The 23,285-nt window shown below is 65.8% G+C and carries 23 protein-coding genes and 1 pseudogene; 5 read left to right on the forward strand and 19 right to left on the reverse strand.

Annotation, left to right across the window (positions count from 1 at the left end):
* Positions 1-201: 201 nt before the first annotated feature.
* On the reverse strand, positions 202-1,209 hold the full coding sequence (locus HMPREF2559_RS01865; RefSeq protein ID WP_210387025.1) for an aldo/keto reductase: 1,008 nt from the start codon (positions 1,207-1,209) through the stop codon (positions 202-204).
* Positions 1,143-1,988 carry an aldo/keto reductase gene (locus HMPREF2559_RS01870; RefSeq protein ID WP_070539377.1) on the reverse strand — a complete coding sequence of 282 codons (846 nt, stop codon included), beginning with the start codon at positions 1,986-1,988 and terminating at the stop codon, positions 1,143-1,145. The genes HMPREF2559_RS01865 and HMPREF2559_RS01870 overlap by 67 nt, the downstream gene beginning before the upstream one ends.
* A gap of 74 nt (positions 1,989-2,062) precedes the next feature.
* Here HMPREF2559_RS01870 and HMPREF2559_RS01875 point away from each other — a divergent pair, with 74 nt between their 5' ends.
* Positions 2,063-2,860 carry a LysR family transcriptional regulator gene (locus HMPREF2559_RS01875; protein ID WP_066486110.1) on the forward strand — a complete coding sequence of 266 codons (798 nt, stop codon included), beginning with the start codon at positions 2,063-2,065 and terminating at the stop codon, positions 2,858-2,860.
* On the opposite strand, the gene HMPREF2559_RS13105 is transcribed toward HMPREF2559_RS01875, so the two are convergent.
* Both HMPREF2559_RS13105 and guaA read right to left on the reverse strand, forming a co-directional pair.
* A complete protein-coding gene (locus HMPREF2559_RS13105; RefSeq protein ID WP_083297750.1) occupies positions 2,850-3,692 on the reverse strand; it encodes a GNAT family N-acetyltransferase in 843 nt (280 codons plus the stop codon). The two genes, HMPREF2559_RS01875 and HMPREF2559_RS13105, sit on opposite strands and share 11 nt — an antisense overlap.
* A 65-nt stretch (positions 3,693-3,757) precedes the next feature.
* Complete coding sequence (guaA, locus tag HMPREF2559_RS01885) at positions 3,758-5,326, reverse strand: glutamine-hydrolyzing GMP synthase (protein ID WP_070539379.1); 1,569 nt, start codon at positions 5,324-5,326, stop codon at positions 3,758-3,760.
* Between the two features lie 17 nt (positions 5,327-5,343).
* Here guaA and HMPREF2559_RS01890 point away from each other — a divergent pair, with 17 nt between their 5' ends.
* A complete protein-coding gene (locus tag HMPREF2559_RS01890; protein WP_066486120.1) occupies positions 5,344-5,673 on the forward strand; it encodes a hypothetical protein in 330 nt (109 codons plus the stop codon).
* Here HMPREF2559_RS01890 and HMPREF2559_RS01895 read toward each other — a convergent pair.
* Positions 5,670-6,551, reverse strand: coding sequence for a LysR family transcriptional regulator (locus HMPREF2559_RS01895; protein WP_066486122.1), 882 nt, complete (start codon positions 6,549-6,551; stop codon positions 5,670-5,672). The genes HMPREF2559_RS01890 and HMPREF2559_RS01895 overlap by 4 nt on opposite strands.
* 82 nt (positions 6,552-6,633) lie before the next feature.
* Between HMPREF2559_RS01895 and HMPREF2559_RS01900 the strand changes: the two genes are divergently transcribed.
* Positions 6,634-7,506 carry an EamA family transporter gene (locus HMPREF2559_RS01900; RefSeq protein ID WP_070539384.1) on the forward strand — a complete coding sequence of 291 codons (873 nt, stop codon included), beginning with the start codon at positions 6,634-6,636 and terminating at the stop codon, positions 7,504-7,506.
* Here HMPREF2559_RS01900 and HMPREF2559_RS01905 read toward each other — a convergent pair.
* From HMPREF2559_RS01905 to guaB, 3 genes are read right to left on the reverse strand one after another with little or no spacing between them, the layout of a single operon-like run.
* Positions 7,503-7,976, reverse strand: a complete 474-nt coding sequence (locus HMPREF2559_RS01905) for a phosphatase PAP2 family protein (protein ID WP_066486146.1) — start codon at positions 7,974-7,976, stop codon at positions 7,503-7,505. The genes HMPREF2559_RS01900 and HMPREF2559_RS01905 overlap by 4 nt on opposite strands.
* 31 nt (positions 7,977-8,007) lie before the next feature.
* Positions 8,008-9,144, reverse strand: a complete 1,137-nt coding sequence (locus HMPREF2559_RS01910) for a GuaB3 family IMP dehydrogenase-related protein (protein ID WP_066486149.1) — start codon at positions 9,142-9,144, stop codon at positions 8,008-8,010.
* Between the two features lie 9 nt (positions 9,145-9,153).
* Positions 9,154-10,674 carry an IMP dehydrogenase gene (gene guaB / locus HMPREF2559_RS01915; RefSeq protein ID WP_066511062.1) on the reverse strand — a complete coding sequence of 507 codons (1,521 nt, stop codon included), beginning with the start codon at positions 10,672-10,674 and terminating at the stop codon, positions 9,154-9,156.
* A 119-nt stretch (positions 10,675-10,793) separates the two neighbouring features.
* On the opposite strand from guaB, the gene HMPREF2559_RS01920 reads away from it, so the two are divergent.
* Positions 10,794-11,165 carry a DUF5319 domain-containing protein gene (locus HMPREF2559_RS01920; RefSeq protein WP_066486154.1) on the forward strand — a complete coding sequence of 124 codons (372 nt, stop codon included), beginning with the start codon at positions 10,794-10,796 and terminating at the stop codon, positions 11,163-11,165.
* 93 nt (positions 11,166-11,258) lie between these two features.
* Here HMPREF2559_RS01920 and HMPREF2559_RS01925 read toward each other — a convergent pair whose 3' ends face one another.
* Positions 11,259-12,161, reverse strand: a complete 903-nt coding sequence (locus HMPREF2559_RS01925; RefSeq protein ID WP_070539389.1) for a hypothetical protein — start codon at positions 12,159-12,161, stop codon at positions 11,259-11,261.
* A gap of 39 nt (positions 12,162-12,200) precedes the next feature.
* Positions 12,201-12,773, reverse strand: coding sequence for a sigma-70 family RNA polymerase sigma factor (locus HMPREF2559_RS01930; RefSeq protein ID WP_066486156.1), 573 nt, complete (start codon positions 12,771-12,773; stop codon positions 12,201-12,203).
* Between the two features lie 287 nt (positions 12,774-13,060).
* Between HMPREF2559_RS01930 and HMPREF2559_RS01935 the strand changes: the two genes are divergently transcribed.
* Positions 13,061-13,360, forward strand: coding sequence for a WhiB family transcriptional regulator (locus HMPREF2559_RS01935; protein ID WP_066486158.1), 300 nt, complete (start codon positions 13,061-13,063; stop codon positions 13,358-13,360).
* Here the strand turns inward: HMPREF2559_RS01935 and HMPREF2559_RS01940 are convergent.
* The 9 genes and pseudogenes from HMPREF2559_RS01940 to HMPREF2559_RS01980 all read right to left on the reverse strand — a co-directional run bounded on the left by HMPREF2559_RS01940 (position 13,357) and on the right by HMPREF2559_RS01980 (position 23,235).
* Positions 13,357-15,768: pseudogene (locus HMPREF2559_RS01940) on the reverse strand (excinuclease ABC subunit UvrA). The gene HMPREF2559_RS01935 and the pseudogene HMPREF2559_RS01940 sit on opposite strands and share 4 nt — an antisense overlap.
* 54 nt (positions 15,769-15,822) lie before the next feature.
* On the reverse strand, positions 15,823-17,436 hold the full coding sequence (gene groL, locus HMPREF2559_RS01945) for a chaperonin GroEL (RefSeq protein WP_070539392.1): 1,614 nt from the start codon (positions 17,434-17,436) through the stop codon (positions 15,823-15,825).
* A 6-nt stretch (positions 17,437-17,442) separates the two neighbouring features.
* The gene (groES, locus tag HMPREF2559_RS01950) at positions 17,443-17,742 is read right to left on the reverse strand and encodes a co-chaperone GroES (protein ID WP_181734627.1); all 300 of its coding nucleotides are present in this window, start codon (positions 17,740-17,742) and stop codon (positions 17,443-17,445) included.
* Positions 17,743-17,981: 239 nt separating this feature from the next.
* Positions 17,982-18,410, reverse strand: a complete 429-nt coding sequence (locus HMPREF2559_RS01955; protein ID WP_066486172.1) for a hypothetical protein — start codon at positions 18,408-18,410, stop codon at positions 17,982-17,984.
* A 322-nt stretch (positions 18,411-18,732) separates the two neighbouring features.
* On the reverse strand, positions 18,733-19,785 hold the full coding sequence (gene tsaD / locus HMPREF2559_RS01960) for a tRNA (adenosine(37)-N6)-threonylcarbamoyltransferase complex transferase subunit TsaD (protein ID WP_066486174.1): 1,053 nt from the start codon (positions 19,783-19,785) through the stop codon (positions 18,733-18,735).
* A gap of 2 nt (positions 19,786-19,787) precedes the next feature.
* Positions 19,788-20,291: a ribosomal protein S18-alanine N-acetyltransferase gene (gene rimI, locus HMPREF2559_RS01965; protein WP_066486181.1), complete on the reverse strand. Its 504-nt coding sequence runs from the start codon at positions 20,289-20,291 to the stop codon at positions 19,788-19,790.
* The gene (gene tsaB, locus HMPREF2559_RS01970; protein ID WP_066486183.1) at positions 20,292-21,044 is read right to left on the reverse strand and encodes a tRNA (adenosine(37)-N6)-threonylcarbamoyltransferase complex dimerization subunit type 1 TsaB; all 753 of its coding nucleotides are present in this window, start codon (positions 21,042-21,044) and stop codon (positions 20,292-20,294) included.
* Positions 21,044-21,514: a hypothetical protein gene (locus tag HMPREF2559_RS01975; RefSeq protein ID WP_066511076.1), complete on the reverse strand. Its 471-nt coding sequence runs from the start codon at positions 21,512-21,514 to the stop codon at positions 21,044-21,046. The genes tsaB and HMPREF2559_RS01975 overlap by 1 nt, the downstream gene beginning before the upstream one ends.
* Positions 21,515-21,645: 131 nt before the next feature.
* Positions 21,646-23,235, reverse strand: a complete 1,590-nt coding sequence (locus HMPREF2559_RS01980; protein ID WP_066486341.1) for an aspartate:alanine exchanger family transporter — start codon at positions 23,233-23,235, stop codon at positions 21,646-21,648.
* Positions 23,236-23,285: the final 50 nt, after the last annotated feature.

A 23,285-nucleotide genomic window follows, 5' to 3' on the forward strand; every position in this document is an offset into this window, starting at 1 on the left:
GCGGCGACACGAATGTCGCGAACCTTGTGCCGCTGTGCCGGTTCCATAACGGACGCAAGGGCGACGGTGATTCGTATACCCGCGATGCCGAGGGTAATTACTGGTACGTCACCCCGTACGGCAAGCGCCTACTCTGCACGGTGGACTAACCCCCACAAACGCAAACCCGCCCCCGAGGGGCGGGCGATTCGGCGTGCCGTTTTAGCTCTTGGTGCCACCGAAGACCTCGGACACGGCGGTGACGTCGAGGGCTGCGTCGATGTCGGCGACCTCGTCAGCTGTGAGAACAATGTCGGTCGCGGCGAGATTCTCACGCAGACGCTCAGGCTTGCGGCTGCCGGGGATAGGCACCGCGCCCTTGGCCATGACCCAGGCCAGCGAGAGCTGCGCAGGCGTCGCGTCATGCACCGCAGCCAGCCGGCGGACGAGCGCGAGCAGCTCCGCGTTCGCGCCGTAGTCGCGGAACTGCGGCATCACGGCGCGGTAGTCGCCGTCGCCGAAGGAGGCGTTGGCACCCACGGTATCGGTGAGCAGGCCATTGGCCAGCGGACTAAACGCGATGAACTGCGCGCCGAGCTCCTCGACGACGGGCAGCAACGGCTCGTGCCACCGCGCCATCATGGACAGGCGGTTCTCGATGGCGGCCACTGGGGTCACCGTCTGCGCGCGGCGCAGCGTGGACTCGTCAACCTCGGACAGGCCCCACCCAAGGATTTTGCCCTTTGCGATGAGCTCGCCCATGACGCCTGCGACCTCTTCTACGGGCACCGCCGGATCTTGACGGTGCTGCAGGTAAACGTCGATGTGGTCCGTACGCAGCCGCCGCAGAGAGCCTTCCACGGAGGCGCGGATTCCCGCAGGCCGGGCGTCTGGCACGATAGGGTGCGTGCCCGTACCGTCTGAGGGCGCGAAGCGGATGCCGAACTTAGTGAGGATCTGCACCTCGTCGCGCACGCCCGCGAGCGCCTCGCCGACGACGCGTTCGTTGAGGTGCGGGTCCTCGAAGGGCCCGTAGATCTCCGCCGTGTCGAAGAAGCGATAGCCGGCGTCGAAGGCGGCGGTGAGGCTGGAGGGGCATCGGCAAGCGGGGCTCAGTACGCGTGGGACAAGCCCATCGCGCCGTAGCCAATGCGGGGCAGCATTTACATATTCTCCTTGATGTAACCCAACAGCCCGCGGACCGTTTCCACGTTGGTGTGATCGAAGCAGCTAAAACCAGGCTCCTCGAGTGAAGCGAGCGCGGCGTGGTCGGACTCGGTAAGCGAGAAGTCGAAGACGTCGAGGTTCTCCGCCATGCGCTCCGGGCGCACGGTCTTCGGAATGACAATGACGTCGAGGTCGAGCAAGTAGCGCAGCGCGACCTGGCCGGCGGTTACGCCGTGAGCGGAGGCGATTTCGTTCAGGACGGGGTTTGCGAAAATGTTGTTCATGCCCTCGGCGAACGGGCCCCAGGACATGTGCGCCACGCCGAGGTCGTCCATCACGGCATGGTCCTCACGCGCGGGACGGAAGACGTGGCTCTCAATCTGGTTGACCATCGGCGTGACATCGGAGAACGCCGCGATGTCGAGCATGCGGTTGGGGTTGAAGTTGGACACGCCGATGGCGGAGGCGAGGCCGTCGGAGTACGCACGCTCGAGGTCACGCCACGCGCCGTAGTAGTCGTTGTAGGCCTGGTGTAGCAGCACGAGGTCCACGTGGTCGGTGCCCAGGCGTTCGAGCGATTCCTGCAGCGAATCGTAGGCGCGGCCGTAGTTGGTGACCCACACCTTCGTCACGAGGAAGATATCCTCACGCGCCACGCCGGAGTCCTTGATGCCCGCACCGACGCCGCGCTCGTTGAAATACGCCTGCGCCGTGTCAATCATGCGGTAGCCCGTGTCGAGCGCCTGGGCCACGGTGCGCTCTGTGGTGTCGTCGTCAATCTGGAAGACGCCGTAGCCCAGCTTCGGCATCTGCAGTCCGTTTGCAAGTGTTGTGAATTCCATGAACCCACTAAGACATGCCGGCTGCGCATGCGTACAATGCTTTTTCAACAGACCACCATGCACTGGAGGCATACATGGAGCTTGAACAGCTACGCCAGCTTCAGGCTGTCGCGGAGGAAGGCACGATTTCCGCGGCTGCCGATGCCCTCCACCTCACCCAGCCCGCACTCTCCCGGTCCATCCAACGGCTCGAACGCGAACTCGGAACCGAACTGTTCCGCCGGACGAAGAACCACGTCGAATTCAACGAAGCTGGCGAGCTCGCGCTGGCCGCAGCCACGGAACTCACGGCGCGCGCGGAGACGCTGCGCCGAGACCTGACAGCGCTGAGTAGGAAGCAGCGGACGGTGACGGTGGCATCGGCAGCACCGGCGCCGAGCTGGCGGCTCGCGGAGCTTGCCACGCAGCTCATGCCGGGGCTCATCCTCGACCCGGAGCTCGCGGCGAATCCAGAGCGCGTCGACGCAGACCTGCGCATCACGCTGCGCCCGCCCGGCCACCAGCTCATGACGGAGGACCTCTACGCCAACGTGCCCGCGGCGCATCGGCTGGCGGGCCGGCGCCACGTGCGGTTCGCGGACCTCAACGGCGAGCCCTTCCTCGTGCTCGCGGACATCGGTTTTTGGATGGACGTCGTGCGCGAGCACCTGCCGGACAGCGAGCTGCTCGTCCAGCGCGACGCGACCGTCTTCGAGCAGCTCCTCACGCACTCGCCCCTGCTGGCGTTTAGCACCCAGGCCACCCGGCCCCGCCCCGGCCGCACGTCCATCCCGCTTGCCGATGCCCCCGCCCACGCCACGTTCTTCCTCTCCCCCGGCCCGCACGCCGCGGCGCCCGCGCGCAAGCTCTACGAGGCAATCGCTAGAAGCTAAGTCGCATCTGATGCCACGCCACGCCGCCGTGGGTCGAGGCACTCGTGCCCTCGTCGACGAAGCCGAGCCGCGCGTAGAACCCGACGAGCTCGTCCTTGCACGTGAGCACGAGCCCCGCGCGGCCGCGTGCGCGGGAGTCCGCGATGGCGCGTTCGAGCACGCGCGTGGCTAAGCCCTTGCCGCGGCGGGCGGGGTCCGTGATGACAGAGAAGATCATCTGCCACGCGCCGTCGGGCTCGTGCGCGGCGGCGTCGGCGTACATGTCGTCGGTAAGGTCGCGGCGATTCGTCGCGAAGCCGCTCACGGCGGCAACGATTCCCGCGTCGTCGCGCAGGACCCAGTGGCATTCCGGGAATGCGGCCACGCGCGCGGCGACCTGGGCGGGTGGCGCGGCCTCGAGCCGGGCGAGCGCCGCGGCATCCGCGGGATGAGCGCGTGTGATGGGCTGGCCGAGGACCGCGACGAGGGCGATGCGCTGGGTGACGACGAGGGAGGCATCGGAAAGCGGGTGCTCGCGCCAGAAGTCCGCGTGGGCGGCGCGCCAGGCGGCGACATCGGTAAAGCCCTCGCCCTCGGCGCGGGCGAAGTCAGCGTCGATGTCGCCAAATGCGCGCAGCTCGACGTCGGTGGTGCGCAGGACCGCGACGGGCGCACCCGCGGAGTCGAGGAGGATCTCGCCCTCGCCCACGCGTGGCAGAGGCTCGTCGCCGTACGCGGCGTGGAGAGAGGACGTTGCGGTCTTTGCGCCAGCAAGGATGGCAGCGACGAGCTCGTCGCGCAGCGGGCCGGGCAGGCCGTACTCGCCCAGGGTGAAGCCGTTGAATTCGGTCATGGCAACAGTCTAAACGCGCGCAGCGCCCCGCCGAAGTTCGGCGAGGCGCTGCGTGGCAGGCGGGATTATTCCCACTCGATGGTTCCCGGCGGCTTGGACGTGCAGTCCAGCACGACGCGGTTGACGTCTTTCACTTCGTTCGTGATGCGCGTGGAGATCTTCTCCAGCACGTCGTACGGCAGGCGGGTCCAGTCCGCGGTCATGGCGTCCTCAGAAGACACCGGACGCAGGACGATCGGGTGGCCGTAGGTGCGGCCGTCGCCCTGGACGCCCACGGAGCGGACGTCGGCGAGCAGCACGACCGGGCACTGCCAGATCTCGTTATCGAGGCCAGCAGCGGTAAGCTCCGTGCGCGCAATAAGGTCGGCCTGGCGCAGCGTCTCCAAACGGTCTGCGGTGACCTCGCCGATAATGCGGATGCCCAGGCCCGGGCCCGGGAACGGCTGGCGGCCGACGATCTCGTCCGGCAGTCCGAGCTCGCGGCCCACGGCGCGGACCTCGTCTTTGAACAGCAGGCGCAGCGGCTCGACAAGGGTGAACTCGACGTCGTCCGGCAGACCGCCCACGTTGTGGTGGCTCTTGATATTCGCGGTGCCGTCGCCGCCGCCGGACTCCACGACGTCCGGGTACAAGGTGCCCTGGACGAGGAAATCGACGGTGGAGTTAGCGGGGGCATCGGCAAGCACGCCTGCGACGGCGCGCTCGAAGGAGCGGATGAACTCCGCGCCGATGGCCTTGCGCTTGGCCTCCGGCTCCGTGACGCCGGCGAGCTTGTTGAGGAAAGCCCCGCGCTCGTCGACAGTGACGAGCTTCGCGCCCGTCGACTCGACGAAGTCGTGCTCGACCTGCTCGCGCTCGCCCGCACGCAGCAGGCCGTGGTCGACGAAAACGCAGGTGAGGCGGTCGCCGATGGCGCGCTGCACGAGGGCAGCAGCCACGGCGGAATCCACGCCGCCCGACAAGCCGCAAATCGCGCGGCCGTCCGGGCCGACCTGCTCGCGGACCTGCTCGATGAGCTGATCAGCGATGTTGTCCGCGGTCCAGTTCTGTTCGAGGCCAGCGACCTCGGTGAGGAAGCGGGTAAGCACCTTCTGACCATGGTCGGAGTGCATGACCTCCGGGTGGTACTGGACGCCGGCCATGTGCTTGGTCAGGCACTCGAACGCGGCGACTGGGGCACCGGCAGAGGTCGCAGTGACCTCGAAGCCCTCCGGGGCCTTCGTCACGGAGTCACCGTGGGACATCCAAGCGTTGTGCTTTTCTTCGAGACCCTCGTGCAGGACGCCGCCGGAGACGGTGATCTCGGTGCGGCCGTACTCGCGGGCGCCGGTCGCAGCGACGGTGCCGCCGAGTGCCTGCGTCATGGCCTGGAAGCCATAGCAGATGCCAAAGACCGGGATGCCCAGCTCGAGCAGCTCCGGCTTGAGCACCGGGGCGCCATCCTCGTAGACCGACGAAGGACCGCCGGAGAGGACGAGCGCGGCCGGGTTCTTGGCCTTGATTTCTTCTACAGATGCGGAATTCGGGACGACCTCGGAGTAGATGTTGGCCTCGCGCACGCGGCGAGCAATAAGCTGCGCGTACTGGGCGCCAAAGTCCACGACGAGGACGGGGCGTGGATGAGTAGTAGTCACGCGCTACAGTCTAACGCATGCGCCCCTGTCTTCTTCCCCCAGCCGTCGCGTTGGTGTGCGCGCTCGCCGGATGCCACGCTGCGCCGACGACCGCCGGGCTCACGGGCGTGCTCGACGAGGCGGGCATCCCGCCCGTCACGGTCACGGCGGAAGAGCTCTTTGGCCACGAGTGGGACGCGTTCGCGGTCCGCGACGACGAGGTGACGCTGTGGCGCGACGGAATCGCGGAACACGTCCCAATGAACGACGGCATGGTGACGTTCGGTGACCGCGACATCGCGCGCTCCCCCATGTCGACGAAGCTCACTTTCGATAACGAGGGCCGCTGGATTTTCCTCGACGACTAACGCGCGGCCGCCGCGAGCGCCGCGCGGAACGCCACCAGCGCGGGGTGATGCTCGCGGCCGACAGAAACTGCGGTGTACAGCGTGCGCGCGGGTCGCCCGGGAAGCTCAACGACGCGGACGCCAAAGATGTTGGGCAGCAGCAACTCCGGCACGATCGATACCGCGTGGCCGCCCCGCACGAGATGGGCGTGCAGAAACGGATCTGGCGTCTGAAAGGCGAAATTCGGCTCGAACCCATGCCGGCGGCACAGCGCTCGAGCAAAATGCCCGACGGCCTGATCCGGAGGGTCGATGGCAAAGGGCACGCCCTCCAGCTCCGGCAGCTCCAAGCCCGACCAAGGGCCGGTCTCCGGCGTGATGAGGTACATCGGGTCGCGCGTGAGCGTCTCGCGGTGCATGTTTCCGTCCGTCGGCGGGACGTCGCCCGGATAATCCTCGCCGAGAATGAGGTCGACCTCACGGCGCACGAGCAGCTCCGCGGCGGTGTACATATCGTGTTGGATGACCTCGACTGTTAGTTCAGGGAACTCGACGGCCAGCTGGGTCAGGGCCGCGGGCAAGAGGGAGGAGAGAACCGTTTGAAAACTCGTCACCCGGATCGTCCCGTGCACCTGTGACGTCGACGCGGCGACGGCGGACGCGGCCTCATCGGCCAGCGCGAGCATGCGTTCGGCGTAGTCTGCGAGCACCTCGCCCTGCTCCGTGAGCCGCAGGCGCCGGCCCACGCGCTCCGTCAGCCGCGCTCCCGCGTCGCGTTCGCACGCCGCGAGCTGCTGCGAGACCGCCGAATGCGTGTAGTGCAGCGAGTCCGCCACAGCGGTGACGGTCCCAAGCCGTCGCAGCTCGGCGAGGATACGCAGGCGACGGAGATCCAACATGCCCAAAAGGTTAGCATCTCTAACAGTTAATCTGCGTAAAGTTTAGCTAGTCCGACGGTTTGCTATCCGTCACACTAGACGCATGAAGGAAATCCTGTGCATCATCGGCTCGTGTATCTCGCTCCAGCTCGGCGCCGCCCTCGCCGTCCAGCTGTTTCCTGTTGCCAGCACGTGGGGAACCGCTATCGTGCGCCTCGTCACCGCTGGGATGCTGCTATGCGCGCTGGTGCGCCCGCGCGTTAGCCGCTGGACACGCACGCAATGGGGCGCTGTCGTGCTGTTTGGCGCGTCGCTCGGACTCATGAATGGCTTCTTCTACGCGGCCATCGGCCGCATCCCGCTGGGCACAGCCATAACCATCGAGTTCCTCGGCCCTCTCCTGCTTGCCGCGGTGCTCTCGCGTTCGCTTGCCGATGCCCTCTGCGTCCTCCTCGCTCTCTGCGGCATAGCTTTGCTCGGGTTGGACTCGCTCACGGGGTCCGCGCTCGATCCGGTAGGCGCCGTCTTTGCGCTCATCGCTGGAGGGTTTTGGGTCTGTTACATCCTCGCTTCCCAACGCGCGGGCAGGCTCGTTCCAGGCCAAGGCGGACTCGCCGTAGCGCTGCTTCTGGGTGGGGTGGTGCTGGTGCCCCTGGGGGCACCGGGAGCCGCGACCATTACCACCGACCCGTCGCTGTTGCTGCTCGCAGCGGGCACGGGGCTGCTTGCCTCGCTCATCCCCTACTCGCTCGAGCTCGCGGCCTTGCGCGGCTTGACGCCTAATGCCTTCTCCGTGCTTATCGCGCTCGAGCCCGTCTTCGCCGCGTTCTTCGGGTGGCTGTTACTCGCCCAGCCGGTCACGGTGCTCAAGGGAGCAGCGGTGTGCCTGGTCGTTGCCGCGTCAATTCTCCAGACCCTGACGACGAGCCGCCGGCGACCGAAGAAACCCGCGTCCCTGGAGCCTGTTAGCTGTTAGAGGTCGGCGACTTTGACGCCGCTGCGTGGACGCGAGCCCCAGGAGACAAACGCCCCCACCGCCACGCCGATGACCACGCCGACCAAAATATCGGTGAGCCAGTGCACGCCCACATACATACGAGCCAGCGCGCTAGCTACGGCGAATGCCCACGCCCACGGCTTGCGAATGACCATCGCCAGCGCAAAGATGGCGACCGTGTGCGCCGAGGGCATGCCGGAATCCACGACCTGGGTCAGCTGGTAGAACTCCGGCGGACGCGGCCGGTCGATGATCCATTTGAGAACCAACGCGGTGACCTCGCCCAGTCCCACTGCGAAGGCCGGACTCCAGCGTCGCGAATACAGCCCCCACGCCAACACCGCGAGGAAGAGCCAACGCGGTGTCAACAGGTGGCTGAAGATGACGGTGGGATCGTTAAGCCACTCGATGCGATGGTTGTAAACGAAATCTAATACTGCTTGATCCATAGTGAGATGCGCACGCGGGAAAGACGCCGCGTTAACGGACGGCGAGACCGACCTTCTGGAAAGCCTTCAGATCGGTGTACCCGCACTTGGCCATGGCGCGCTTCAAGCCGCCGACCAGGTTGAGCAAGCCATGCGGCTCGTTGGACGGGCCGTGAAGGACGACCTCGAGGCTGGGGCGATCGGCCGCCACGGAGGCATCGGGAAGCACCTCGAGCGAGTAGAGATCCGAGGACTCGATGACGCCGCGCGGGAAGCGCGGGTGGCCCGCCGTCGACGGCCAGTAGAAGCCCTGGCCGCCAGCCTCGGCCGCGCGGGCGAGGACGGGGCCGAGCACGACGGCATCGGCACCGCAAGCAATGGCCTTGGCGATGTCCGCGGAGGTGAAGATGTCTCCATCAGCGAGGATGTGGACGTAGCGGCCACCGGTCTCGTCAAGATAGTCGCGGCGCGCGGCAGCAACGTCTGCGATGGTGGTGGCCATGGGCACGTCGATACCCACGGTCTCCGCGTTGGTGTTCACGCCGGAGCCGACGATGATGCCCGCCGCGCCCGCGCGCATGAGGTGCAGGGCGGTGGTGTAATCCGCCACGCCGCCCGCGATAACCGGGGTATCGATGGAGCCGATGAACTCCTTGAGGTTGAGCGGCTCCCCGCCCTGCTGGACGTGCTCAGCGGAAATGAGCGTGCCCTGGATAAACAGGATCTCCGCGCCCGCCTTGATGACGACGGGAGCGAGCTCACGGGCACGCTGCGGCGAGACGCGCACGGCCACGGTCACACCGGCATCACGAACCTGCGCGATGCGCTCGGCGAGCAGCTCCTCGTTAAGCGGAGCCGCGTGGAGCTCTTGGAGTACCGACAGGTCGGTGGAGTTCTCGGCGACGCGGGCCAGCGCACCCTCGAGGTCCTCGTGGCGTCCCCACAGGCCCTCGGCGTTGATGACGCCTAGGCCGCCTTGCTTGCCCATCTCGATGATGAACTCCGGCGTCGCCAGCGCATCCGTGGGGTGCGAGACGAGCGGGGTGTCGAAGGTGTAGGCGTCGATGTGCCAGGTGGTGTCGACGTCTTTCGAGGAACGAGTGCGGCGGGTCGGGACGAGCGAGACCTGCGCTAGGTCGTAGGTGCGGCGAGCCTCGCGGCCGATGCCAATTTCAACGTAGTCGCGCATGGATAATCCTTAGCGGTAGTTCGGGGCTTCGATGATCTGCTGCAGGTGGTGCGGGTGGGATTCCTTGAGACCCGCGGCGGTAATCTGCACGAAGCGCTTGGTCTTGAGCTCCTCGAGGTTCGCGGAACCGGTGTAGCCCATCGAGGCACGCAGGCCGCCGATGACCTGGTGAACGATGGCATCCATGTCGCCGCGGAACGGCACGCGTCCCTCCACGCCTTCCGGCACGAGCTTGTCCTCGCTCTTGACGTCTGCCTGGAAGTAGCGGTCCTTGGAGAAGGAACGCTTCTCGCCGGACAGGCCGCGGCCCTGCATGGCGCCCATGGAGCCCATGCCGCGGTAGCGCTTGTACTGCTTGCCGTTCACGACGACGATGTCGCCGGGGGCCTCGGTGGTGCCAGCGAACATGGAGCCGAGCATGACGGTGTCAGCACCGGCCGCGAGTGCCTTGGCGATGTCGCCAGAGTACTGCATGCCGCCGTCGCCGATGATCGGGATGCCCGCCGGGCCCGCGACCGCGGCGGCTTCCATGATGGCGGTAATCTGCGGCGCGCCGACGCCAGCGACCACGCGGGTGGTGCAGATGGAGCCCGGGCCGATGCCGACCTTGATGGCGTCCGCGCCAGCGGCGATCATGTCGCGCGCCGCCTCGCGGGTGGCGAGGTTGCCGCCCACGACGTCGATCTTCGCACCGAAGTCCTTCTGCACGCGGGAGACCATCTCGAGCACGCGGTTGTTGTGCGCGTGGGCGGAGTCGACGACGAGGACGTCGACGCCCGCGTCGACGAGTGCGCCGGCGCGGTTGTACGCGTCCTCGCCGGTGCCGATGCCCGCGGCAACGAGCAGGCGGCCGGAGTCGTCCTTCGAAGCGTTGGGGAACTGCTCGGTCTTGACGAAGTCCTTGACGGTGATAAGGCCGACGAGCTTGTTGTTCGCGTCGACGATGGGCAGTTTTTCAACCTTATTGGTGGAAAGCAACGCCAGCGCCTCGTCCTTCGTCACACCTTCCTTGGCGACGACGAGCGGCATGGGCGTCATAATCTCAGAGACCTTGCGCGAGTAGTCCGGCTCGAAGCGCATGTCGCGGTTGGTGCAGATACCCAACAGGATGCCATCCGCGTCGACTACCGGCAGGCCGGAGATGCGGAAGCGGGCGCAGAGGTCGTCGACTTCCTGGATGGTCATATCCGGCGTCGCGGTGACCGGATCCGTGACCATGCCCGATTCGGAGCGCTTCACAATCTCTACCTGCTGTGCTTGATCCTCCGTGGACAGGTTGCGGTGGAGCACGCCGATGCCGCCCTGGCGGGCCATCGCAATAGCCATCCGCGCCTCGGTAACGGTGTCCATCGCGGCCGATACCAGTGGGACGCCCAGGCGAATATTGCGCGTGAATTGAGCCGACGTCTCTACCTCGGAAGGAACGATGTTGGATTCGGCCGGAAGCAGAAGGACATCGTCAAAGGTCAAGCCGTAGAGAGCAACCTTATTCGGGTCGTCCCCACCGGTGTGAATACGAGAATCGGTCATGCGAAGCAGTCTCCTAACATATGCGGCATCAAACAAGGCTGATAGTGCCTTTTACTGTAGTCTTTTCGACTCTCAAGGGGGAATTGCGCAATAGCGCACGGCCCCCTAGGCTCGATCGGGTGAACTTTTTCGCGAATATGCCCCGCGATCCCTTCGCGGATGATCCCAACGACCCCGCGTCCTTCTTGGAAGAAGAGGACACCGTCGAGCCGTTGAGCCCTGAGGAACGCGCCGCGGTCGAACACGACCTAAAGCTCGTCCAGGAATTCGCCCGCGTCCTCGGCCCCCGCGGCGTCGACGGCGTGTTCTTCTTCTGCGAAGACTGCGGCGAAGACCACTTCTACGAGTGGGACATCATGGCCGCCAACATGCGCTCGACGCTGGGCAACGAGCTCGCGCCCGTCCATGAGCCCGGCGCCCAGCCCGACCCGTCGCGCTACGTCCCGTGGGACTACGCGCTGGGCTACCTCGACGGACTCGAGGGCCGCTAGCCCCGCCGCAACGCACGCGCCACACGCAGCGTGCAACACGACAAACCCGGCGACCATGTGGTCGCCGGGTTCTTCGCTGTCGGTTTCGTCGGCCTAGATGTCGTCTGCGGCGCCGACGCGGTCGCCGTTGGCGTCACGGACGGCATCGGCAGCAGAATTGCCCGCGTTACCGGAGTTACCGCCGTTGGAGACGCCCATGTTCGGATCATCGGCCACGGCGGTCTCCGTCTGCAGCGGTTCCGGGGCCTGCGTCGCCGACGTACCTCCGTCCGCGGACGGCTCAGTCGAACCGATGCCTTCCTCGCCTTGGCTCGGAGCCTGGACGGTTTCCGTCTGGACGAGGGTCTGCGTGACGGTGCCGGGCTCGGCGGTGGACGAGGGGGCATCGGAAGCCGGGGGCGTCACGGTAACCGTCACCGTGATTTTCTGGCTGCGCTGCTGCTCGAGACGCTTTTCAGCGGCCTCCAGCTTGGCCACGACCTCAGGAGACGGATCCTTGAGCTTCTTGCGCGTATCGGACAGTACGGCACGCGCGCCCTCGATATCGCCTTGGGCAACCTTGTCCTGCATCTCCTCGAGCGAGGAGGCGAGCTCCACCTCTGCAGCGTCCTGCGACTTGCCAAAGACGGACTCGTTGAGACCATGAAGCGGCGAGCCGGGACCGGCGTTATAGATCACAGCGCCAGACCCCGCGAGAAGCACGGTCGCAGCGGCAGCCCCGATGAGACCGGAGGCCCAGGGGCTGACGCGACGGCGACGCCGCGCGGCAGCAAGAGAGATTACTTCGGGCTCTTGGTCCGCGCCCTCAACAACGGGTGCTGGCGGCATGGGAGCCTCGACTTCGTCACGCAGTTCGAGGAACAGCGCTGCCAGCGGGTCGTCGCCCGCTGAGGGATCGTTGCCCAAGGAAAGTTCGGTGAGGAATGCGTCGTCATCGACGAGCGGCTGGAGCTGTGCGGCGATGTCTTGGGTCTCCGCATCATTGTGCTTAGCCATTCAGCTCACTCCTTTCCTGGCTATAAAATATTAATGAAATCACGCGCGCTCAGCCTGCTGAGAGGAAACGGCTTTACGCAGTTGGGATAGCGCACGATGCTGCGCAACACGGACCGCGCCTGGAGTTGAACCGACGATCTCCGCCGTCTCTTCTGCGGAGAGACCGACGAAGACGCGGAGAATAACGATGTCGCGGGCCTTGTCGCTTAATGTATCGAGCAACGCGCGCACCTTGTTACTTCCGTCGGCTTCTAAAGCCGCTTCCTCGGGAGTGTTCTCCGTCGCAGTGGAATCCGGGACGTCCTCGGTGGGCAGGGAATGGTCACGACCCATCGCTCGGTGCGCATCTGTCACCTTGTTAAACGCGATGCCGTAGACGAACGCCATAAACGGGCGTCCTTTGTCTTCGTAGCCAGAAATGGCGGTGGAGACGGCGAGGCAGATTTCCTGCGTCACGTCTTCGGCCGTGGGCTGACGCCCGCCGCCAATGCGCGCACGGCAATAGCGCAGCACCTGCGGATAAATAATCGCGAGAAGCTTCTGCAGCGCACGTTTATTACCGTCAACGGCCAACGGCACCAGGCCGTCGAGCTCAGAGTCGGTGTCGCTCACTTGTCACCATCCCTCACGCGAAAGTCGTTCCCAGCTTTTAACATATTGGCACAATCTCGTGAAAGAAACACAAACAGCCGCGTGGGTTTTAAAGAAGGAGGAAAATTCACCAATCTTTAACCTTTCTTATCTTCGCAGGTAGACCCCCTCCGGCGCGGCGCCGCACACCGCACGCCATGCGAAGGCAACCCACGGTTCAACAACCGTTCATGTCGCGGGTAGACACTTCCTATCTCGTACGACACGCCGCGATGCGTGAAGGTCTAACACAAGGAGACAGAAGGAACGTGGCTCAGCCTCAATTCCTGCCGGGACCTACTTCCGAGCTGTGGGAGTGGCAATTGCACGGCGCGTGCCGTGGCGAGAACTCGGACGTTTTCTACCATCCGGACGGCGAGCGCGGCCGCGCGCGTGCCCAGCGCGAGAACCGTGCCAAGGCGATTTGCAGCGGCTGCCCCGTCATTGAGCTGTGCCGCGAGCATGCGCTCGCCTCGGCTGAGCCTTACGGCGTGTGGGGCGGCATGAGCGAGACCGAGCGCACCATTGCGCTGCGTTCCCGCCGCAACCGCGCCAAGGTCACCGTCTAGCTTGCCGATGCCCCCTCGACATACGTCGCCAGATACTTTCCGGTGAGACTGTCGCCGGGGTCGGCGGCGAGTGCGCGGGGGCTTGCCTGCGCGATAACGCGGCCGCCGGCGCTGCCGGCGCTGGTCCCGAGATCGATGACGTGGTCGGCGCGCGCGACGACGGCGAGGTGGTGTTCGACCGCGATGACGGTCATGCCCTCATCGACGAAGCGGTCGATGAGCCGCACGAGCGTGTCGATGTCCGCGAGATGGAGGCCGGTAGTCGGCTCGTCGAGGACGATGACGTCGACGGGATCGGCGGGCGCCTTCTTCGCGCGGCGCGCTGTGGCGAGTTCGCCGAGGTGGACCGCGAGCTTGAGGCGCTGACGCTCGCCGCCCGAGAGCGTGGTGAGCGACTGTCCGAGCGTGAGGTAGCTAAGCCCCACGGCGACGAGGTCGTCGCAGATGCGCGCGGCGGCGGTGACCTTCGCGGCGCGGAGGAACTCGGCGGCGCGGGCGGCGGGCAGCTCGAGGACGTCTGCGATAGTGAGTGACTCCTCGCCGGCGGTGAGCCGGAAGTCGAGGACGGCGTCGGCGAAGCGTCGGCCTTCGCAGACTTCGCAGGGCACGTCGACGCCGGACATGAAGCCGAGTTCGACGAAGACCGTGCCGGCGCCGTTGCAGTTCGGGCACGCGCCCTCAGAGTTCGCGGAGAAGAGCGCGGGTTTGACGCCATTGGCCTTGGCAAAGGCGCTGCGGATGGAATCGAGCGCGCCGGTGTACGTCGCGGGATTGGAGCGGCGCGAGCCCTTGATGGGTTTCTGGTCCACGAGCAGGAACGAACCCGGCAGGCAGTCCATGAGTGAGGACTTGCCGGAGCCCGCGATGCCTGTGATGCACGTGAAGACGCCGCGCGGGATGTCGACGTCGACGTCGCGCAGATTATTCTTCGACGCGCCGCGGACCTCGATGGCGCCGGTGGGCTCGCGCACGGTGTCTTTAAAGTGGGCGCGGTCGGCGAGGTGACGGCTCGTTGCAGACTCCGCCGACGCGCCAGCGGCGGCGACTGCGCGCAACTCGGCGACGGTGCCGGCGAACATGATTTCGCCGCCCTCACTGCCGGCGCCGGGTCCGAGATCCACGACGTAATCGGCGAGCTCGATAATTTCCGGCTTGTGCTCGACGACGAGGACGGTGTTGCCCTTGTCGCGCAGCACGAGCAGCAGGCGGCCGAGCCGCGCGATGTCGTGCGGGTGAAGGCCGGCGGTCGGCTCGTCGAAGACGTAGATGGCATCCGTGAGCGCCGATGAGAGGTGTCGCACCATGCGGGTGCGCTGCGCCTCGCCACCAGACAGCGTGCCCGCTGGGCGGTCGAGCGTGAGATAACCTAGCCCCAGCTCGATGGCGTTGCGCAGGGACTGCGCGATGGAGTCGACGAGCGGGGCGACCTGCGGCAGACTGAGGGCGTCGAGCCAGGCGAGGGCATCGGAAAGCTCGAGCGCGCAGACGTCTGCGATGGACTTACCTGCGAGCTGTGAGTGGCGGGCGTGCTGAGCCAGGCGCGTGCCCTCGCAGGCGGGGCAGGTCACGAACTGGACGGCGCGCTCGACGAACTCTCGGACGTGCTTCTGGAGACTCGCCGGGTCCTTGGCGAGCATCGAGCCGCGCATGCGAGGCAGCAGGCCCTGGTAGCTCACGTTGATGCCGTTGAGCTTCGTCTTGATGCCGTCGAGTTCAAGCAGCGCGTGCCGCTGTTCCTCGGTGAACTCGCGGACGGGGACGTCCGTGGGTTAGAGGCCGGACTGGGCGTAGGCCTTCCACGTCCACGAGCCGACCTTGAGGCCGGGTAGGAGGATGGCGCCGTCGTCAAGGGAGAGCGATTCGTCCACGACGGCGGAAAGATCGATGTCGGAGACGGTGCCGCGGCCCTCGCACGTGGGGCACATGCCGCCGGTCCTCTCGAATCGCGTGAGCTCCTTCTTCTTTCCGTTGACGGACATGCCGCCTTGGGCAGAGACGGAGGGCACGTTGAAAGAGTAGGCGCCGGGGCCGCCCGCGCGGGGCTCGGCGGCGCGGGAGAAGAGCACGCGCAGCGCCGGCGTGATGTCCGTGGCGGTACCAAACGTCGAGCGCGCGTTGGCGGCCATGGGCTCCTGCCCCACGATGACGGCGGCGGTGAGCCCCTCCAGGCGGTCGACATCCGGGCGCGGCAGGGATTGCATGAAGCCCTGGACGAAGCCGGGGTAGGTCTCGTTGACCAGGCGCTGCGACTCCGCGGCGATGGTGTCGAAAACGAGAGAGGACTTGCCGGAGCCCGACACGCCGGTGAAGACGGTGAGCTGGCGCTTGGGGATGTCGACGGAGACGCCGCGCAGGTTGTTATCGCGCGCGCCGGTCACACGGATGAAATCATGCACGTGCATCATCATAAAACGCGTGCAACCCCGTCCACGGGTGGACGGGGCTGGCGGCGAGCCGATTAATTAGTGGTGGTGACCGGCGGCGGGGGCCGGGGTCTCCTCGGCAGGCTTCTCCACGACCGAGGCTTCGGTCGTGAGAATCATGCGTGCGACGGACGTCGCGTTGACGACGGCGGAGTGCGTCACCTTCACCGGGTCGATGATGCCCTGCTCGATGAGGTTGCCGTACTCGAGCGTCGCGGCGTTGAGGCCCTCGCCGTTGGCAAGGTCAGCGACGTGCGCGACGGCGACGGAGCCGTCCAGGCCGGCGTTCTGGGCAATCCAGTAGGCCGGGCGCGTGAGCGCGCGGGCCACGGAGAGCACGCCGATCTTGGCCTCGCCCTCGAAGTCCTCGGCGAATTTGTCGAGCTCAGCGGAAATCTGGACGAGTGCGGAGCCGCCGCCAGCGATGACGCCTTCCTCGACAGCTGCGCGGGCCGCGTTGATGGCGTCCTCGACGCGGAGCTTGCGCTCGTTGACCTCGGTCTCGGTTGCAGCGCCGACGCGGATGACCGCGACACCGCCGGACAGCTTGGCCAAGCGCTCCTCGAGCTTCTCACGGTCCCACGTGGAGTCCGTGCGCTCAATCTCGCGGCGCAGCTGCTCGCGGCGCTCCTCGACGGCCTCCTTGGTGCCAGCACCGTCGACGATGACGGTGTCTTCCTTGGAGACGGTGACGCGGCGTGCAGAACCCAGCACCTCGAGACCGACCTCGTTGAGGTTGATGCCCACCTCCGGGTCGACGACGGTGGCGCCGGTGACGACAGCCAGGTCATCCATGAAGCCCTTGCGGCGCTCGCCGAAGTACGGCGCCTTGACGGCGGCGACCTTAAGGGTCTTGCGGATGGAGTTGACGACGAGTGCCTGAAGCGGCTCGCCCTCGATATCCTCGGCAATGATGAGCGTCGGGCGGGAGGACTCAGCGATCTTCTCGAGCAGCGGCAGGAAGTCCGGCAGCGAGGAGATCTTGTTGCGCACCAGCAGGATTGCGGCGTTGTCGAGGACCGCGTTGTAGGTCTCCTCTTCCGTCGCGAAGTACGGGGAGAGGTAGCCCTTGTCGAAAGAAATACCCTCGGTCACGTCGACCGTGGACTCCATGGACTGGGACTCCTCGACGGTAACGACGCCGTCCTTGCCCACCTTATCCATGGCGCCGGCGACCATCTCGCCGACCTCCGGGTCGCGGGAGGAGACGGTGGCGACCTGCGCGATATCGCGCGAGGACGCGACCGGCGTGGCGCGCTTCTTCAGCTCTTCCACGGCCTTCTCCGCCGCGGCCTGAATACCGCGGTTGAGCTCGACCGGGTTGGCGCCGGCGGCCACGTTGCGCAGGCCCTCGTAGACGAGCGCCTGGGCGAGCAGCGTCGCCGTCGTGGTGCCGTCACCGGCGATGTCGTTGGTCTTCACAGCCACGGACTTCACGAGCTGGGCACCGAGATTCTCAAACGGATCGTCCAGATCGATGTCGCGGGCGATGGTCACACCGTCATTGGTGACGGTCGGGCCGCCAAAAGCCTTCGACAAGACAACGTTGCGGCCGCGGGGGCCGAGGGTGACCTTGACGGCATCGGCAAGCGTGTCCACGCCGCGCTGAATGCCCGCGCGAGCCTCCTGATCGAATGCAATAAGTTTGGGCATACGGGCCTACTTTTCGACGACGGCGAGCAGGTCGCGAGCCGACAGCAGCAGGTACTCCTGGCCGTCGTACTTCAGCTCGGTTCCGCCGTACTTGGAGAACACGACCACGTCGCCCTCCTTGACGCCGACCGGGATGACCTCGCCCTTGTCGTTGGTGCGGCCCGGGCCGACGGCCACGACGGTAGCCTCCTGCGGCTTCTCCTTGGCGGAGTCCGGGATAACCAGGCCAGAGGCGGTAGTGGTCTCAGCTTCGACGATCTGGACGAGGACCTTGTCTTCCAGCGGCTTGATGTTTGCCATGATGATCCTTTCGAAATGAATCAGTGTAGTTGTATGTGCCGGTTGCATTCTTTTCTGCCAGCACAGCCGTCGTCGCGGGTGAACAACTGTGAGTCAAACAACCTTCCTAGCACTCTACCCCCGTGACTGCTAGCTCTCAACACAAACGAGTGCCAGGAAGTTCGCCCTGCGCGAACGGCCCGCCACCTGCGCTTATCACGCGGGCGACGGGCCGATTGTGGGGGCGAGCATTCTTGCCGGACGAGTTAGAGCTGCTTGTCGGAGTTCATGACCGCAGCGCGCCACAGCTGGTATTCCTCCGGCTGGTCTTCGCGGTAGTTCTTCACCGCGCGCACGCCGTTTTCCACGGCGGCAATGACGACATCGATAGGCTCGTCCTGCCCCTCGGCGTCGACGAAGATCACCGGGCCGCAGATGGCACGGATGGGATCCTGGAGGAAGGCCGAGTTGCCCGTCGCCGCGGCGTTGCGCGCGAGCGAGGCCACCGGGTTCGGCTCGGCGCCCTCCGCCTTTGCATTCGGGTTGAACAGTGCCGCGTACGTCGAGCCGTCATCCTGGAAAGCCACGGCCACGCGGTCTTCCGTAGCACCGCCCAGGAACTGCTGGGCGTGCTCAAGCTCGAAGTCGATCTGGCGGCGGGTGAGGTCCGGGTTAACGAGGTAGCCGGTGGTCATAGTATGTCTCCTTGCGAAAGGGGCGGGATCATGTAAACCGTACCGCCCAGAGAGCAATTTCGCGCGCCGAGAACATTCATTCTCACATACATGTACAACGCCGCGCTCCGCCGTTCCCCGAAAACGAAGAGCCGCCCATGGCCGAGCTTTATCCTTCCACCGGGGTGGTCACGGACACGTCCTCAGACTTGTGGAAGAAAGAAAACCCTCAACGAGGCGCGCGAAAGTGGCAGTCACGGATGTCGTTTACTACGACTGGCCTCGAAGTGTTACGTCGACACTATCGAGTACAAACGCTGTGTAAGGAACACAGCGTCGGCCGCTACCCCACCGGCAGGACGAGCGGCGTTTCGACCTCGAGCGCCGTGTCCGTACCGCAGGCCAGACCCGAAGGCTGCGCACCCTCGTGGATGAGCTGGGCGGCGACGGCGGCGATCATCACGCCATTGTCCGTGCACAGGCGGAACGGCGGGACGCGCAGCTCGACGCCGGCGGCCGCGCAGCGTTGCGCCGCGAGCGAACGCAGGCGAGAGTTCGCCGCGACGCCGCCACCGAGCAGCATGACCTTCGCGCCGGTGTCTTCAAGGGCGAGCATCGCTTTGTGCGTGAGTACGTCCGCGACGGCCTCCTGGAAGGACGCGCATATGTCCTCGACGGAGACGACGCGGCCCTCGCGCTCGGCCTTCTCCACGTAGCGGGCGACGGAGGTCTTCAGGCCGGAGAACGAGAAGTCGTATCGGTGTTCACCGCGCAGGTCCTCGGCACGGGAAAGACCGCGCGGGAAGTTGATATTCGCTTCGCCTTGGGCCGCTAGCTTGTCGATGACCGGGCCGCCCGGGTAGCCCAGGCCGAGCAGGCGCGAGACCTTGTCGTAGGCCTCGCCGGCGGCGTCATCGAGGGTCGTGCCGAGCTCGCGCATGGGCTTTCCCACGGCGTCGACCTCGAGAATCTGCGTGTGGCCGCCGGAGACGAGCAGCGCGATGGAGTGCGGCAGCTTCTGCCCCTGGAGGTTAGCGACGGCAACATGACCGCCGAGGTGGTTGACGCCGTAGAAGGGCACGCCCCAGGCTGCGGCGTACGCCTTGGCTGCCGATGCCCCCACCAACAACGCGCCAGCCAGTCCCGGTCCCACGGTCGCGGCGACGGCGTCGGGCTTGTCGATACCGGCCTCGTCGAGCGCGGCACGCATGACCTGCGGCATGGCCTCGAGGTGCGCACGCGAGGCGATCTCGGGCACGACGCCGCCGAAGCGGGCGTGCTGCTGCATGGACGAGGCGACCTGGTCGGCGCGGATATCCATGTACCCGTCGCCGTCGAGCTCGACGATGCCTACGCCGGTCTCGTCGCAGGAGGATTCAATTCCCAGGACCAACATGTTTATTCCTTTTCAGTGTTATCGTGCGACGCACCAGCGGCGCACGCTGCGCGCTTCATGGTGTGGGCGTCGGCGCCGGACGGCTGGTAGTAATTGCGGCGCAGACCCATCAGCTCGAAGCCGAAGGCCTCGTACATACGAATGGCGGGGTCATTGCCCACGCGGACTTCGAGGAATACAGGCGCGTCCTTGAGGTCCGCGATGTGGCAGATATTTTCCATCATGAGCCGGCCGACGCCGCGGCGCTGGGCCTCGGGCGCGGTGCCGATGGTCAGTATTTCGAATTCCGGGGTGGCGACGGGTCCCATCATGGCGAGCCCGGCGTAGCCGAGAAGCACGCCGTCCCCGTCGGGCTCGCCGTCTTGGACGCCGAAGTAAAACGTGTGCGGCTGAGCGAAGTCGGCGAGGAAGACCTCGGTGCTCCACGGGGTCTCCCCCGGAAAGAGCTGGACTTCGAGCTCGGCACAGCGCGGGGCGTCAGCGTCGGTGAGTTCGCGCAGGAACATCTACTTCGCCTCAGAAGAATCCTGCGGCAGCGGCGGGAGGGCTGCCGAGCGCGGCTTGGGCTTCGGCGGCACGGCGTCGGGGCGGCGCAGGTAGAGCGGCACGAGCGGCGGGACGTCGGCGGCGGGTGTGGTGAGCGACTGGCCGCGGGAGGCGGCATCGGCAGCTGCGGCGGCGACGAGCCCTGCGGGGCGCGGGGTGTCCCATTCGCGCGGGAGCGCGGCGAGCGCCTCGGGCAAGCGCGGGGCGATGGCCTCGGGGATCACGATGTGGTCGACGGTGATGTCGCCGAGCTCCTCAGCGAGCGCTTCCGGTTTGGAGACGGAGGGCTCGGTGAGGCGGTGGACTCCGTCCCCCGCGAGCTCATAGGTCGCCCAATAGACCTCCTTGCGGCGGGCATCAGTGGCGATGAGCCACGTGCCGGACTCGCCGAGGGCGGCGAGCTGGTGCGCGATGGCGTCGTGGGAGCACACGCCCACCACAGGAATGCCGAGGGCCTGGCCAAAGGCCTGGGCGGTCGCCATGCCCACGCGCAGACCGGTAAAGGGGCCGGGACCACAGCCGACGGCGAGGGCGTCGAGGTCGGCGTAGGTCAAGGAGGCATCGGCAAGCAAGGCCTCGACGGTGGGCACGAGCTGCTCATTATGCGCGCGGGTGTCGGTGACGATCCGCTCGCGGGGGGCGGCGGGATCAGAAGGATCGACGAGGCCGGTGACCAGATCGGTCGTGGCAGTGTCGAGAGCGAGAACGCGCATTAGCCCGCGAACACCCACTGGCCCTCAGGCGTCTTGGCGAGCGGAATCATGGACGCGGCGTTGGACATGGGCAGCTGGCCCACGGTGGTGCAGATGTCGACCTTGTCCATGGAGATCTTCTCCGCGTAGAACTGCTGGTCCGTGTTCATCGCCACGATGTAGTTGGTGCCTGCCGGGACGGTCTCGGTAATGCCGAGGTCCTCCGGGTTGACCTGAAGACCGTTGCGGATATCGTCCGGGGTGGTGCCCGGGCACAGGTTGAGGAACTGGACCCACTGTTCGCCATACACGTCGGCGACGGCGAGCGCAGTGGCATTGAGGTTCGCGTCGTCGATGGTCTCGACGGCCTCGGCGAAGGTACGGTCGACCGGCTGGGCCGGGCGCGTGGCGCTCATCGCAATCATGCCCACGAGGGCGATGGCGAAAAGACCAATGACAAGGGTGGTAATGGCTTGGCCGACCTTATTCATAAAGGGGTGCGCTCCTTAATAAATGCGAGTACATGGGGGTGCAAACTTCCCTAAATGGTACTCGCCAGGCCACAAGCATGTCGAAACCCCGCCGCGTAACGGGGACGCGACGGGGTCATAAGCGATTGGTTTTACATGAGAAGGACGAGGAGCACCTGCGAGGCGATAATCTTGCCGATAATCGTCGTGGGATAGACCGTGGCCCAGCCGCGGTTGGCGAGGTCCGTCTTCGTCTGGCCCTGCAGGTAACTGAACACCGCGGGGTTGGTGGTCATGCCGGCAGCACAACCCATGGCCTCGTCCCACTTGAGGCGGAAGACGAGCATGCCGATAAGCCCAATGCCGATGGCAGAGATGAGGGTGATGATGAGGCCGACGCCCATGACCTTGAGCGATGCCGGGTCCGTCAGCGCCGCGCGGAAGGAGGCGCCTGCGGAGGTACCGACGCCCGCGAGGAACAAGGTGAGGCCGAGGGTCGACAGGGCCTGGCGCGTGTGGAACGGCATCTGCCAGTTGATGGAACCGGTGCGGTTCAAGTAACCGAGGAAGAGACCCATGACGATGGGGCCGCCACCGAAGCCGAGCTGCAGCGTCGTACCGCCGGGGATCGGAATCGGGATAAGGCCAAGCAGCATACCGAGGGTCAGGCCGATGGACATGGACAGCAGGTCAGCGTTGCCCAGTGCGGACTCGGAGTTACCGAGATAGCTCTTGACGGCGGGAAGGCGCTCCGGAGCGGTGACGACGCGGACGCGGTCCGAGTAGTTAAGGACGGTATCCGCGTGCGGGACGATGTCGATATCGCCTTGGCGCACGCGCGCGATGATGAAGCCATGGTCCAGCGCCTTGATGTCGCGAATACGCTTACCGGCAATCTCCGGGTTGGAGACCGTGACGCGGGTGTAGAGCAGGCCAGCGTCCTCGGTGAGCTCGACGTCTTCTTCCACGCCCAGGACCTCGATGGCGGCGTTGACGGCCTCTTCGGTGCCGTTGATCATAAAGACCGCGCCCTTTTCGAGCGGCATTTCCGGGATGGCGAGACGGTGGTGGTCAGCGTCTGGGATGAAACGGGTGGCGACGACCGTCTGTCCGGTGACGCGGTCGATGTGGCCCGCGGTGTCCGGGAAGTCGCGCGTGAGCTTAACCGCCTTCCAGATGAGCGGCGAAGGAACCATGCCCTCATCGCGCGCATCTTTTTCGTGGTCGACCTTGAGGATAATGGCGCCCGCGGCAGCGACGATGATCGCGCCGATGACCGCGCCCGGGTACGCCAGCGAGTAGCCGACGACGGGCTCGGAGTTGCCGAGCATGTCGACAACAGCAGCCATACCAGGCGTGGACGACAGGGAGCCGGCGAACATACCCACGGCGACGGGGACCTTGAGGTGGAAGACAGTGATGAGGAGGTAGCCCACGGCAACGAGCGCGATGAGCATGCCGATCATAAAGACCGTCAGCTTCCAGCCGCGCTTCCTAAAGTCGCGGACGAAGGACGGGCCGAATCCCAAACCAATGGCGTAGACGAAGATGGCGAGACCAAATTGGTAGACAAAGGCCGGAATCTGGATGTCGGGGTTTGCCGTAGACAAACCCAACGCAACAAACATGGCGGCTGCGGCGCCGAGGGAGATTCCGAATACCTTTACTTTTCCGATCACCAGGCCGACCGCCATGATGAGAAACAGCGCGAAGAGCGGATTGGATGCGAGGAAATTTAACACCATCCCAGTTTGACTTAATCAATAATCCCGCGTCAACCTGGGACTATGGG

Source organism: Corynebacterium sp. HMSC072G08 (assembly GCF_001809185.1).
Classification (GTDB): domain Bacteria; phylum Actinomycetota; class Actinomycetes; order Mycobacteriales; family Mycobacteriaceae; genus Corynebacterium; species Corynebacterium phoceense.